At 72.6% G+C, this 12,299-nt stretch carries 12 protein-coding genes and 1 pseudogene; 2 read left to right on the top strand and 11 right to left on the bottom strand.

The annotated features are described in order from the left end of the window. Nucleotides 1-39 precede the first annotated feature (39 nt). Nucleotides 40-954, top strand: a complete 915-nt coding sequence (gene ypfJ, locus VKK44_RS07380) for a KPN_02809 family neutral zinc metallopeptidase (RefSeq protein WP_343446089.1) — start codon at nt 40-42, stop codon at nt 952-954. An 87-nt stretch (nt 955-1,041) separates the two neighbouring features. Here ypfJ and VKK44_RS07375 read toward each other — a convergent pair whose 3' ends face one another. The 11 genes and pseudogenes from VKK44_RS07375 to VKK44_RS07325 all read right to left on the bottom strand — a co-directional run bounded on the left by VKK44_RS07375 (nt 1,042) and on the right by VKK44_RS07325 (nt 11,166). Next, nucleotides 1,042-2,253, bottom strand: coding sequence for an RCC1 domain-containing protein (locus VKK44_RS07375; protein ID WP_343446088.1), 1,212 nt, complete (start codon nt 2,251-2,253; stop codon nt 1,042-1,044). A 163-nt stretch (nt 2,254-2,416) separates the two neighbouring features. Continuing rightward, nucleotides 2,417-3,055 carry an acVLRF1 family peptidyl-tRNA hydrolase gene (locus VKK44_RS07370; RefSeq protein WP_343446087.1) on the bottom strand — a complete coding sequence of 213 codons (639 nt, stop codon included), beginning with the start codon at nt 3,053-3,055 and terminating at the stop codon, nt 2,417-2,419. Between the two features lie 103 nt (nt 3,056-3,158). Continuing rightward, entirely contained in the window at nt 3,159-3,791 is a 633-nt protein-coding gene (locus tag VKK44_RS07365) for a LysE family transporter (protein ID WP_343446086.1), read from the bottom strand. Between the two features lie 637 nt (nt 3,792-4,428). Then, nucleotides 4,429-4,830 carry a metal-sulfur cluster assembly factor gene (locus VKK44_RS07360; RefSeq protein ID WP_281936323.1) on the bottom strand — a complete coding sequence of 134 codons (402 nt, stop codon included), beginning with the start codon at nt 4,828-4,830 and terminating at the stop codon, nt 4,429-4,431. 71 nt (nt 4,831-4,901) lie between these two features. Further along, a pseudogene (sufU, locus tag VKK44_RS07355) lies at nt 4,902-5,360 on the bottom strand (Fe-S cluster assembly sulfur transfer protein SufU); the annotation flags it as partial. After that, complete coding sequence (locus tag VKK44_RS07350; RefSeq protein ID WP_343446085.1) at nt 5,360-6,664, bottom strand: cysteine desulfurase; 1,305 nt, start codon at nt 6,662-6,664, stop codon at nt 5,360-5,362. The pseudogene sufU and the gene VKK44_RS07350, both read right to left, overlap by 1 nt. 8 nt (nt 6,665-6,672) lie before the next feature. After that, nucleotides 6,673-7,446, bottom strand: a complete 774-nt coding sequence (sufC, locus tag VKK44_RS07345) for a Fe-S cluster assembly ATPase SufC (RefSeq protein ID WP_181569378.1) — start codon at nt 7,444-7,446, stop codon at nt 6,673-6,675. Next, nucleotides 7,446-7,772, bottom strand: coding sequence for a non-heme iron oxygenase ferredoxin subunit (locus tag VKK44_RS07340; RefSeq protein WP_343446084.1), 327 nt, complete (start codon nt 7,770-7,772; stop codon nt 7,446-7,448). The genes sufC and VKK44_RS07340 overlap by 1 nt, the downstream gene beginning before the upstream one ends. Beyond that, entirely contained in the window at nt 7,772-8,917 is a 1,146-nt protein-coding gene (gene sufD, locus VKK44_RS07335; RefSeq protein WP_343446083.1) for a Fe-S cluster assembly protein SufD, read from the bottom strand. The genes VKK44_RS07340 and sufD overlap by 1 nt, the downstream gene beginning before the upstream one ends. Nucleotides 8,918-9,001: 84 nt before the next feature. Beyond that, nucleotides 9,002-10,432 (bottom strand): Fe-S cluster assembly protein SufB, encoded by a 1,431-nt coding sequence (sufB, locus tag VKK44_RS07330; protein WP_181569380.1) that lies wholly within the window; start codon nt 10,430-10,432, stop codon nt 9,002-9,004. Beyond that, nucleotides 10,429-11,166, bottom strand: a complete 738-nt coding sequence (locus VKK44_RS07325; protein WP_343446082.1) for a helix-turn-helix transcriptional regulator — start codon at nt 11,164-11,166, stop codon at nt 10,429-10,431. Before VKK44_RS07325 ends, sufB begins: the two co-directional genes overlap by 4 nt. Before the next feature lie 98 nt (nt 11,167-11,264). On the opposite strand from VKK44_RS07325, the gene VKK44_RS07320 reads away from it, so the two are divergent. Continuing rightward, entirely contained in the window at nt 11,265-12,227 is a 963-nt protein-coding gene (locus tag VKK44_RS07320) for a COX15/CtaA family protein (protein WP_458351613.1), read from the top strand. Nucleotides 12,228-12,299: the final 72 nt, after the last annotated feature.

Below are 12,299 nucleotides of genomic sequence, written 5' to 3'. Positions count from 1 at the left end.
CAACCACCACACACGGACACATCGGTGATCGGGGTCAACATGGAGCTGAATGAGAACGCGCGGGTCGACACCAGCCAGGTGGACGACCGGCGAGGGTCCGGCGGCGGAGGCGGGATGGGCATCCCGATCCCGGGCGGCGGCGGTCGCGGCGGGATCGTGGGCATCATCATCGCCGTGCTGGTCGCCCTGGTGGGCGGCGGCTTCGGCCTCAACGCGGCCACCAACGGCGGCGACTCGCCTCAGGGCGACAACACCTCGCTGGAGCAGAAGTGCTCGGCGGACGACGCGTTGAAACAGCTCGACTGCCGCAACGCGCTCTACGTCAACTCGATCCAGGCGTACTGGCGCACCGCCATGCCGGAGGTCTTCGGCGAGCAGTACAAGCCGTCCAAGACGGTCTTCTTCAGCCAGAACGTCAGCACCGGCTGCGGCGCGGCCGACTCCGGCGTCGGCCCGTTCTACTGCCCGGCCGACGACCTGGTCTACATCGACCTCACGTTCTACCGGCTGCTCGCCGACCAGCTCGGCGCCGAGGGCGAGTTCGCCCAGCCGTACGTGCTCGCCCACGAGTACGGCCACCACGTGCAGGACCTGCTCGGCACCGAGGCGCAGATGCGCCGCCAGCAGCAGCGCGACCCGCAGAACACCAACGCGCTCTCGGTGAAGCTCGAGCTGCAGGCCGACTGCTACGCCGGCGCCTGGGCGAAGAACGCCACCGGCACCGCCGACGAGCAGGGCCAGAAGATCTTCAAGAGCATCACCGATCAGGACATCCAGCAGGCGATCGACACCGCCGAGAAGATCGGTGACGACGCCATCCAGCAGCGCTCCGGCCGGCCGGTGAACCCGGACGAGTTCACCCACGGCAGCTCCGAGCAGCGCAAGCAGTGGTTCACCAAGGGCTTCTCCACCGGCGACCCGAAGGCCTGCGACACCTTCGGCGCCGGGCAGTAGACCGCACCGCCGTCGCCGGGCCGTCGGCCTGCCCGCTGAACGTCCAGCGGCGCAGGCCGACGGCCCGACGTCGTGAGGCCCGGCGGATCAGGCCGGCAGGATCACCTCGGCCGGGCTGGACCGCCCGACGGTGGTGCCGTCGCCCAACTGCCCCCCGCTGTTGTCACCCCAGCACCACAGGCTGCCGTCGGTACGGACGGCGCAGCTGTGGTCGGTGACGGCGAGGCCGCCCGTCCAGGTGGTGGCGGTGCCGACGCGGGTCGGCGTGGACCGGTGGGTGGTGGTGCCGTCGCCCACCTGCCCGGTCGCGTTCTTGCCCCAGCACCAGAGACTGCCGTCGGTGCGGGACGCGCACGTCGCGTCGCTGCTGGCGGCGACGCGGCTCCAGGTGGTGGCCGCGCCGACCTGGACCGGCGCGGTCTGGTAGGTGCCGCTCAGGCCCAGCTGACCGTAGCCGTTCTCCCCCCAGCACCACAGCGTGCCGGACCGGATCCCGCAGGTGTGCGCGTACCCGGCCGTGACACCGCTCCAGGTGGTGGCGGTGCCGACCTGGGCCGGCGTCGTCTGGGAGCCGAGCGTGCCGAGACCGAGCTGCCCGTCCGAACTGAGACCCCAGCACCACAGCGTGCCGTCGGTACGGACGCCGCAGGTATGCGCGAAGCCGGTCGACACGCTCGCCCAGTTGGTCGCGGTGCCGACCTGGAGCGGCGTGGTCGCGGTGTAGGGCGAGCTGCCGACGCCCAACTGCGAGGTGCGGTTGAACCCCCAGCACCAGAGCGTGCCGTCGGTGCGCACGGCGCAGGTGTGCGCCGGGCCCGCGTCGACCCGGGCCCAGGTGGTGGCGGTGCCGACCTGCACCGGAGCGCTGCGGCTCGTGGTCGTGCCGTCGCCGAGCTGGCCCCGGAAGTTCGAGCCCCAGCACCACAGTGTCCCGTCCGTCCGGACCGCACAGGTGTGTCCGGAGCCGGCGTCGACACCGGCCCAGGTGGCGGTGCCGACCCGCGCCGGGGCGCTCCGGTTCGTGGTGGTCCCGTCGCCGAGCTGGCCGCCGTAGTTGGAGCCCCAGCACCACAGCCCGCCGTCGGCGCGGATCGCGCACGTGTGCGCACCGCCCGCGGTGACACTGGTGACCGCCGGGGCGGCCAGCGCGACGCGTTCGGCGGGACCGGCGGTCGCCGCGCCCGCGGTGAGTGCGGCGGTGAGCACGACGCTTCCGGCGCACATCGCCGCCGCGGCGGCGAGGAGTCTTGTCGCGCGGCGCCACCGGGTCCGCAGCCGGCCGCCCTGATATCCGTTCATGAAATGCCTTCTCCCAACGATGTCCGTGCGTGAACGGCGGAGGCGAAGCTGCCCTGTGGGTCGCCCGGTGACCCACCACTTCGTGACACCGACTGTAAGCATCGAGTCGATTCGATGCACTAGGTGCGCGCGGGATTGACCGGCTTGATGTGATCTTTCCCGTTCAGCGGACCAGGATGTGGACCGCGCGGGCGGCGGCGACGGCCGCGACCAGGACCGCGTGCCGAGGTTCGGGCACGTCGAGGAGGCGGTCGGCGCGCAGCGCCGCGAGCGGGGCCAGCCGCCGGTCGGCCAGCACCGTGTCCACCGCGCGCCGGTCACCGCCGCAGACCAGCGCCGCGAGCGTGCCGGCGGCCGGCAACAGCAGGCGTACGGCGAGATCCGCCGCGTCACCCAGCGCCGCCTTCGCCTGGTTGTCGCGCCGCCTGGCGAACCGCTGCTGGGACCAGCCACCCGCGGCGGTGCGACCCTGCACGTACCGGGTGTCGACCTTGGAGGTCACCAACTCGGTCCCGTCGGCCACCCCGACCGCCACCGCGCCCTTGCGGGCCAGCAGCAGGCCGATCCGGCGGGGCGCGGCGGCGACACCGGCGAACGCGGTCAGCTCCGGCGTGGGACGCGCGCCGGGCGGCGTGTGCAGCTCGGCGGTGGCGCCGTCCGGGGCGGTGAGCAACAGCCCGTACCCCTGGACGGTGGTGGTGGGCGGACCGTGCCGCTCGGCGAAGCCCTCGACCCAGCGGGGGACGCGGCCGGGGTCGACCTCGACCCACCGGCCTCCCCCGGCTGCGGGTCGGCTGCTCATGCCACGACGGTACGACACGCCCGGCCCGGGCACGCCGGCCGGCGCGGTCGAACGGCGCGACGGCACGGCTCAGCGGCCCCACCGGACGGCTGGCCGGCGCGGGTCAGCCGGACCACAGGGTGGCCGCCGCCAGGCCGGCGATCAGGACGCTGGACACCACACCGGTGACCAGGCGACCACGCGGGCCGGCCAGCGCGCGACCGACCATCGACCCGCCGCCGGCCACCAGCAGTTGCCAGCTCGCCGACGCCAGGAACGCGCCGGCCACGAACAACGCGGCGGCGGTCGGGTCCGGGTCGGCGGCGTCCCGGCGGCCGAGCACCAGCGCGGCGAAGTAGAGCACCGTGGCCGGGTTCAGCAGCGTCAACCCGAGCAGCGCCGCGTACGCCCGGACCGGGGTGTGCAGGCCGCGTCCGGCCGGCGCCTCGGTGACCACCCGGGCCCGCCGGCCGGACCAGGCCCGCCACAGGCCATGGCCGGCGATGCCGAGCAGCACCAGCGCGGCCACCACCCGCAGCGGCCCGGCCACCGGGGCCAGCACCCCGGCCAGCCCGGCGCCACCCAGTGCGGCCAGCGCGGCGTAGAGCCCGTCGGCGGTGGCCACCGCGAGCGCCGCGGCAGCACCGACGCGGAAACCGGCACGGGCGCTCAGGCCGAGAATGAGGATCGCGATCGCGCCGACCGGCACGGCGACGCCGTAGCCGGCCAGCAGACCGGCGAGGAACGCCCCGGTCACGACGGCGGACGGTGACGTGGGGCGACCCGCGGCGCGGTGCGCTGTCGACGCGCGGCGGTCGCCATGCGGACAGGAACCTGCTTCGGGTACGCCTCGATCACCCGCTCATCCTCCGCCCCGCCCCGCCCTCTCCACCACCCATTTCCCCGCACCCCCAGCCGCCCGCCCCACCACCCCGCCGCCCGCCCACCACGCCCCGACCCACCCCGCCACCGACCCACCCCACCCACGACCCACCCCGCCCCACCTCGCCCACCGACCCACTCCACCCAGCGCCCGCAGATTCACGGAAAGAGGCCCTATCAGGGGCGGGAAAGGGCCTCTTTCCGTGAATCTGCGGCGCGGAGGGGGCGGGGCGGAGGGGGCGGGGCGGAGGGCGGAGGGGCACGGCGGAGCGGCACGGCGGAGCGGGCGGGGCGGAGCGGGCGGGGCGGGCGGGGCGGGCGGGGCGGAGCGGGCGGGGCGGAGCGGGCGGGGCGGAGCGGGCGGGGCGGAGCGGGCGGGGCGGAGGGGGTGGGGCGGAGGGGGTGGGGCGGAGGGGGTGGGGCGGGTGGGGTGGGTGGGGTGGGGTGGCGGACGCGGGGCGCGGCGCCCCGGGAAGGGGGCCGCGCCCTCGCATGGTGACCCGCGGAACGGGTCAGACGTTGAAGCCGAGCGAGCGGAGCTGGTCCCGCCCCTCGTCGGTGATCTTGTCGGGGCCCCACGGCGGCAGCCACACCCAGTTGATCCGGATGTCGTTCACCAGACCGCCGCCCGGGCCGGTGGTCAGCGCCTGCCGGGTCTGGTCCTCGATCACGTCGGTCAACGGGCACGCCGCCGAGGTCAGCGTCATGTCCAGCGTGGCCACGTTCTCGTCGTCCACGTGCACGCCGTACACCAGACCCAGGTCGACCACGTTGATGCCCAGCTCGGGGTCGACGACGTCCTTCATCGCCTCCTCGATGTCGCCGACGGCGGCCTTGCCGTTGGCCGGCGTCACCGGGCTGTCGGTCGCCACCGCGCCGGTCTCCGGCGTCGTGGTGGTCTCGTCCTCGCTCATGCCGCCCCCTCGTTCCGCCCGGCACCGGCCTGGGACGCCGCCGCGCTGTATTGATGATTCGCCTTCGCCTCGGGGCCCACGCCCACCCCGGCGCGTGCCGCGGCGTCCTTGAACGCCATCCACGACAGCAGCGCGCACTTCACCCGGGCCGGGTAGCGCGCCACACCCGCGAACGCCACCCCGTCGCCGAGCACGTCCTCGTCCGGCGTGACCTGGCCCCGTCCGGACATCAACTCGACGAACGCCTCGTGCACCACCGCGGCGTCGTCCGCGGCCCGGCCGCGCAGCAGCTCGTGCAGGATGCTCGCGGACGCCTGGCTGATCGAGCAGCCCATCCCGTCGTAGGAGATGTCGGTGAGCACCGCGCCGTCGGTCGCCACCCGTACGGTGATCTCGTCGCCACAGGTCGGGTTGACGTGGTGCGCCTCGCCGACGCGGGAGGCCGGGTCCGCCGCCGCCCGCAGGCCGCGGCCGTGCGGGTGCTTGTAGTGGTCCAGGATGATCTCCTGGTAGAGAGATTCGAGCTGCATCACGCGAACACCTTCCGCACCTGCTCCAGACCCGCCACCAGGGCGTCGATCTCCGCCGGGGTGGTGTAGAGGTAGAACGACGCCCGCGTCATCGCCGGCACCCCGAAGCGGGTGCAGACCGGCTTGGCGCAGTGGTGACCCACCCGCACCTGCACGCCGAGCGAGTCGAGCACCTGCCCGACGTCGTGCGGGTGCACGTCACCGAGCGCGAAGGAGATCGTCCCGCCCCGGCCGACCGGCACGGACGGGCCGAAGATCCGCAACCCGGGCACGGTCGCGAGCGCGTCCAGCGCGTACGCCGTCAGCTCCTTCTCGTGCCACTGGATCGCCCGCATGCCGACGCCGGTGAGGTAGTCCACCGCCGCGCCGAGCGCGACCGCCTCGGCGATCGGCGGCGTGCCCGCCTCGAACCGGGCCGGCGGCGCGGCGAACGTCGACCGCGCCATCGTCACCGTCTCGATCATCGAACCGCCGCCCATCACCGGGGGCATCGCGGCGAGCAGCTCGCCCCGGCCCCAGAGCACGCCGATGCCGGTCGGGCCGCACATCTTGTGGCCGGTGAAGACGATGAAATCCGCGTCCAGGTCGACCACGTCGATCGGCAGGTGCGGCACCGACTGGGAGCAGTCGAGCAGCAGCAGCGCGCCGACCTGGCGGACCCGCTCGGTGATCCGCGCGGTGGCGTTGACCGTGCCGAGGATGTTCGACACGTGCACCAGCGAGACGATCTTCGTCCGCTCGGTGACCAGGTCGTCCAGGCCCGACTCGTCCAGCCGGCCGCCGTCGGTGACCGGGAACCAGCGCAGCGTCGCGCCGGTGCGCTGGGCGAGGAGCTGCCACGGCACGATGTTCGAGTGATGCTCCATCTCGGAGATCACGATCTCGTCGCCGGGGCCGAGCCGGAACCGCTCGTCACCGTCCGCGCGCAGCGAGGCGTTCGAGAACGCGTACGCCACCAGGTTGATCGCCTCGGTGGAGTTCTTGGTGAACACCACCTCGTCCACGCTGGGCGCGTTGACGAACGCGGCGATCTTCGCCCGCGCGCCCTCGTACGCCTCGGTCGCCTCGGTGCCCAGCGTGTGCACCGAACGCGACACGTTGGCGTTGTGCCGCGCGTAGTGCTCGGCGAGCACGTCGAGCACCACGCGCGGCTTGTGCGAGGTGTTGGCGCTGTCCAGGTAGACCAGCGGGTGGCCGTTGACCTCCCGACCCAGGATCGGGAAGTCGGCCCGCACCGTCGCCACGTCGAAGCGCGGCACGTCGTCGTACTGCGGCATACCCGCCGGGATCGCGATGGAGGTCATGTCAGATCTCAGGCCCGCGCCGCGCCGGCCCCGGCGACGTACCGCTCGTAGCCCTCTTCCTCGAGCTTGTCGGCCAGCTCGCGACCGCCCTGCTCGACGATCCGCCCGGCGACGAAGACGTGCACGAAGTCCGGCTTGATGTAGCGCAGGATCCGGGTGTAGTGGGTGATCAGCAGCATCCCGGTGTCGCCGGTGTCGCGGACCCGGTTCACGCCCTCGCTGACCACGCGCAGCGCGTCGACGTCGAGGCCGGAGTCGGTCTCGTCGAGGATGGCGATCTTCGGCTTGAGCAGTTCGAGCTGCACGATCTCGTGCCGCTTCTTCTCGCCGCCGGAGAAGCCCTCGTTGACGTTGCGCTGGGCGAACGCCGGGTCCATCTGGAGCTTCTCCATGGCGCCGCGCAGCTCGCCGGCCCAGGTGCGCAGCTTCGGCGCCTCGCCGTCGATGGCGGTCTTGGCGGTACGCAGGAAGTTGGCCACCGACACGCCGGGCACCTCGACCGGGTACTGCATGGCCAGGAACAGGCCGGCGCGGGCCCGCTCGTCGACGGACATGGCGAGCACGTCCTCGCCGTCGAGCGTCACCTCACCGCCGGTGATCTCGTACTTCGGGTGGCCGGCGATCGAGTAGGCCAGCGTCGACTTGCCGGAGCCGTTCGGGCCCATGATCGCGTGCGTCTCACCGGAGCGCACGGTCAGGTCGACCCCGTGCAGGATCGGCTTGAGCTCACCCTCGGGCAGCTTGACCGACACCTTCAGGTCGCGGATCTCCAGGGTGCTCATTATCGCGTCACTCCATTGCTCGGCGTCATGCTGACGTAGATCTCGCCGTCGCGGACCTCGACGGGGTAGACGGGTACGGGTTCGGTCGCGGGCAACCCGGTGGGCTCACCGGTACGCAGGTCGAAACGGGATCCGTGCAGCCAGCATTCCAGCGTGCATCCCTCGACCTCACCCTCGGAGAGGGCGACGGCGGCGTGCGAGCACTCGTCGCGTACGGCGTAGAACCGGTCGTCCTCGCCGTGCACCACGGCCAGCGTCGTGCCGTCCACGTCGGCGCTGATCACGGTGCCCTTCGGCACGTCCTCGGTCGAACAGATCCTGATCATCAGGCGCCGGCCTTGGCGAGGCGGGCCTCGATCGCGTCACCGAGCCGCTCGCGCAGGTCCTCGACCGGGATCTTGTTGATCAGCTCGGCGAAGAAGCCCCGGACCACCAGGCGCCGCGCCTCGGACTCCGGGATGCCGCGGGCCATCAGGTAGAACAGCTGCTCGTCGTCGAACCGGCCGGTCGCGCTGGCGTGCCCGGCGCCGGTGATCTCGCCGGTCTCGATCTCCAGGTTGGGCACCGAGTCGGCCCGGGCACCGTCGCTGAGCAGCAGGTTCCGGTTGATCTCGTACGTGTCGGTGCCGGTCGCCTCGGCCCGGATCAGCACGTCGCCGACCCAGACGGTGTGCGCGTCGTCGCCCTGGAGCGCGCCCCGGTAGCCGACGTTGCTGCGGCAGTCCGGCACGGTGTGGTCGACGAGCTGCCGGTGCTCCAGGTGCTGGCCGGAGTCGGCGAAGTAGAGGCCGTACAGCTCGGCCTCGCCGCCGCGCTGGGTGTACTCCACGGTGGTGTGCTGCCGGACCAGGTCGCCGCCGAGACTCACCTGCACGTGCACGACCCGGGCGTCGCGGCCCAGCCGGACCTTCAGGTGCTGCGCCTGGACCGCGTCGTCGGCCCAGTCGGCGAGCGTGACGAGCGTCAGCTTCGCCCCGTCCGCCACCGTCACCTCGACGTTGTCGGCGAGCGTGGCGGAGCCGACGTGCTCCAGCACCACCGTCACCTCGGCGAAGCGGCCCACCTCGACGAACGTGTGCCCGAACGCGAGCGCCTCGGCGCCCTCGCCGACCACCCGCAGGCGCACCGGCGCGTCCACCACGGCGTCCCGGGCGACGGCCACCAGCAGGGCGTCCTCGGCCGCGCCGTAGGCCAGCGCGCTGACCCGGTCGAACGGCGTGAGCACGCTGCCCACCCGCGGGTCGTCGGAGCCGATCCGGTCGACGGTGACGCCCTCGGGCAGGTCGCCGTACTCGTGCCGGACCGCGCCGCGCGCCGCCCCGGAACCGTCACCCGCGAGGCCGCGGAGGCGCTTGAGCGGGGTGAAGCGCCACTCCTCCTCCAGGCCGGTCAGGGCCGGGAAGTCGGCGACGTCGTACGAGCGGAGCGCCTGCGACTTGGTCGTGGGCGGTGCGGAAGCCTCGGTAGTCATCTCTTCCTTGGTCTGTTCAGCGACGACGGTGTCAGTGGAACCGGAGACGGGCCGGGCGCGAGGCCCGGCCCGACGCGGGCGGCGTCAGCCGACCGCGCCCTCCATCTGCAGCTCGATCAGGCGGTTCAGCTCCAGCGCGTACTCCATCGGGAGCTCCTTGGCGATCGGCTCGATGAAGCCGCGCACGATCATCGCCATCGCCTCGTCCTCGCTCAGACCGCGGCTCATCAGGTAGAAGAGCTGGTCGTCGCTGATCTTGGAGACGGTCGCCTCGTGCCCCATCGACACGTCGTCCTCGCGGATGTCGACGTAGGGGTAGGTGTCGGAGCGGGAGATGGTGTCGACCAGCAGCGCGTCGCACTTGACCGTGCTGCGGCTGCTGTGCGAGCCCTCCAGCACCTGCACCAGGCCCCGGTAGGAGGTGCGACCGCCGCCCCGGGCGATCGACTTCGACACGATGGTCGAGGAGGTGTGCGGCGCGGCGTGCACCATCTTGGCGCCCGCGTCCTGGTGCTGGCCCTCGCCGGCCATGGCCACCGAGAGCACCTCGCCCTTGGCGTGCTCGCCGGTCATGTAGACCGCCGGGTACTTCATGGTGACCTTGGAGCCGATGTTGCCGTCGACCCACTCCATGGTCGCGCCCTCGTGGCAGACCGCGCGCTTGGTGACCAGGTTGTAGACGTTGTTCGACCAGTTCTGGATGGTCGTGTAACGGCACCGGGCGTTCTTCTTGACGATGATCTCCACGACCGCGCTGTGCAGCGAGTCGGAGGAGTAGAGCGGCGCGGTGCAGCCCTCGACGTAGTGCACGTACGCGCCCTCGTCGACGATGATCAGCGTCCGCTCGAACTGGCCCATGTTCTCCGTGTTGATCCGGAAGTAGGCCTGCAACGGGATCTCCACGTGCACGCCCTTCGGCACGTAGATGAACGAGCCACCGGACCAGACGGAGGTGTTCAGCGCGGCGAACTTGTTGTCGCCGACCGGGATCACCGTGCCGAAGTACTCCTTGAAGATGTCCTCGTGCTCACGCAGCGCGGTGTCGGTGTCGAGGAAGACGACGCCCTGCTCCTCGAGATCCTCACGGATCTTGTGGTAGACGACCTCGGACTCGTACTGCGCCGCGACGCCGGCGACCAGCCGCTGCTTCTCCGCCTCCGGGATGCCCAGCCGGTCGTAGGTGTTCTTGATGTCCTCCGGCAGGTCCTCCCAACTGGTGGCCTGCTTCTCGGTGGACCGGACGAAGTACTTGATGTTGTCGAAGTCGATCCCGGTGAGGTCCGCGCCCCAGGCCGGCATCGGCTTGCGGCCGAACAGCCGCAGGCCCTTGAGCCGCAGGTCGAGCATCCAGGCCGGCTCGTTCTTCTTGGCCGAGATGTCCCGCACCACCGCCTCGTTCAGACCACGCTGGGCGGCGGCCCCGGCGACGTCGGGGTCGGCCCACCCGTACTCGTAGCGACCGAGGGCGGCGAGCTGCTCCTCCTGGGTCAGGGGCTGGACGATCTGCTCGGTCATCTATCTGTCCTCACAGTGGTGACGGTGGAACCGGACTGGGCGGGAATGTGTGTGGTGCAGACGCCGTCGCCGTGCGCGATGGTGGCCAGGCGCTGCACGTGGGTGCCGACCAGGCGGGAGATCACCGCGGTCTCGGCCTCGCACAGTTGGGGGAACTCGGCGGCCACGTGCGCCACCGGGCAGTGGTGCTGGCAGAGCTGGCCGCCGGAGGCGATCGTGGACGCGTTGGCAGCGTAGCCCTCGGAGGTCAGCGCCCCGGCGAGTGCCTCGGCCCGCGCGAGCGGAGCGTCGCCGGCGTTCTCCATGGCCGACCGGCAGCGCGCCTCCAGCGCGGCGACCTGGTCGGCGGCGAACTCGGCGACCGCCTCGGCGCCGCCGGTGCGGGCGATCCAGCGCAGCGCGGCGGTGGCCATGTTGTCGTAGTGGTGGGTGCCGCAGCGCACCCGGGCCGCCTCGGTCAGCACGAAGACCTTGGCCGGCCGGCCCCGCCCCCGGCTGCCGCGCACGGTCTGCTCCCGGGCGACCACGTCCCCGTCGGCGAGCATCGCGTCGAGGTGCCGGCGGATCGCGGCCGGGCTGAGGCCGAGCGCCGAACCGAGCTGCGCGGCGGTGGTCGCGCCCCGCTCCAGCAGGAGCTGGGTGACCCGGTCCCGGGTCGGCGGGTCGGCAACGGCCGGGGCGCCGACGACCGTACCGGTCACCGACCCCTCGGACAGCGCTGCCGCGTTTTTCACAACAGCAACGTTACGTAATTCGGCCGGGGCCCGCAAACCCGGGGTCCGGTGATTCCGCCCACCGGGGTGACGGAGTCGCCCGATCGGGATCCACTACGGTGCGTAGGATTCGCTCCGTGAAGCGTTCCGTCCGGTTCCCGGTCTCCCCCACCCTGCTGCGCCGGCTCGCGTACACCTCGATCATCGCGAACGTGGCGATCGTGGTCACCGGCGGGGCGGTCCGGCTCACCGCGTCCGGCCTCGGCTGCCCCACCTGGCCCCGGTGCACCGACGAGTCCTACACCACCACGTCCGAGATGGGCGTGCACGGGGTGATCGAGTTCGGCAACCGGCTGTTGACGTTCGCGGTGGGGATCATCGCGCTCGCCGTGGTGCTGGGCGTGCTGGCCCAGCGCCCACGCCGCCGGGGGCTGCTGCCACTGGCCCTGGGCGTGCTGTTCGGCATCCCGGCCCAGGCGATCCTCGGCGGGATCACCGTGCTCACCAACCTCAACCCCTGGGTGGTCGGGCTGCACTTCCTGGCGTCGATGGTGGTGATCGCCGCCGCGTACGCGCTCTGGCGGCGCATCGGCGAGCCGGACGGGCCGGTGACGCCGACCGTGCCGGCGCCGCTGCGTACCCTCGCCCGGATCACCACCCTGGTCAGCGCGGCCGTGCTGGTGGTCGGTACCTGGGTGACCGGCAGCGGGCCGCACGCCGGCGACCAGGGCGCGGCCCGCAACGGGTTGGACCCGGCGGCGATCTCCCAGGTGCACGCGGACGGCGTCTTCCTGCTGATCGGCCTCTCGGTGGCGCTGCTGTTCGCGTTCCGGGCGGTGGGCGCGGGGCGGGCCGCGCGGGCCGCCGGGATGCTGCTCGCGGTCGAGGCGGGCCAGGGCCTGATCGGCTTCGTGCAGTACTTCACCCACCTGCCCGCGGTGCTGGTCGCCGCGCACATGCTCGGCTCCTGCCTGGTGCTGCTGGCCACGCTGGGCGTGCTCTGGGCCACCCGGGAGCGGCTCCCGGCCGCGCCGCCGGCACCGGCCGAGCCCGCCGCCGAGCCGGTGGGCGCCGCCGCCTGAGGCCGCACCGGGCGTTACCGCCCGGCGGGAGCGGGAATGCGGTCCGGACCACCACGGACCGCACGCCCGAGG

The organism is Micromonospora sp. DSM 45708 (genome assembly GCF_039566955.1).
GTDB lineage: Bacteria > Actinomycetota > Actinomycetes > Mycobacteriales > Micromonosporaceae > Micromonospora.
This window is presented reverse-complemented; position numbering and strand designations above follow the sequence as displayed.

Bases quoted from the DNA above. Each gene is read 5' to 3' on its own strand.
- ypfJ (WP_343446089.1), top strand. From the start codon at position 40: ATGGAGCTGAATGAGAACGCGCGGGTCGACACCAGCCAGGTGGACGAC.
- VKK44_RS07375 (WP_343446088.1), bottom strand. From the start codon at position 2,253: ATGAACGGATATCAGGGCGGCCGGCTGCGGACCCGGTGGCGCCGCGCG.
- VKK44_RS07370 (WP_343446087.1), bottom strand. From the start codon at position 3,055: ATGAGCAGCCGACCCGCAGCCGGGGGAGGCCGGTGGGTCGAGGTCGAC.
- VKK44_RS07360 (WP_281936323.1), bottom strand. From the start codon at position 4,830: ATGAGCGAGGACGAGACCACCACGACGCCGGAGACCGGCGCGGTGGCG.
- VKK44_RS07350 (WP_343446085.1), bottom strand. From the start codon at position 6,664: ATGACCTCCATCGCGATCCCGGCGGGTATGCCGCAGTACGACGACGTG.
- sufC (WP_181569378.1), bottom strand. From the start codon at position 7,446: ATGAGCACCCTGGAGATCCGCGACCTGAAGGTGTCGGTCAAGCTGCCC.
- VKK44_RS07340 (WP_343446084.1), bottom strand. From the start codon at position 7,772: ATGATCAGGATCTGTTCGACCGAGGACGTGCCGAAGGGCACCGTGATC.
- sufD (WP_343446083.1), bottom strand. From the start codon at position 8,917: ATGACTACCGAGGCTTCCGCACCGCCCACGACCAAGTCGCAGGCGCTC.
- sufB (WP_181569380.1), bottom strand. From the start codon at position 10,432: ATGACCGAGCAGATCGTCCAGCCCCTGACCCAGGAGGAGCAGCTCGCC.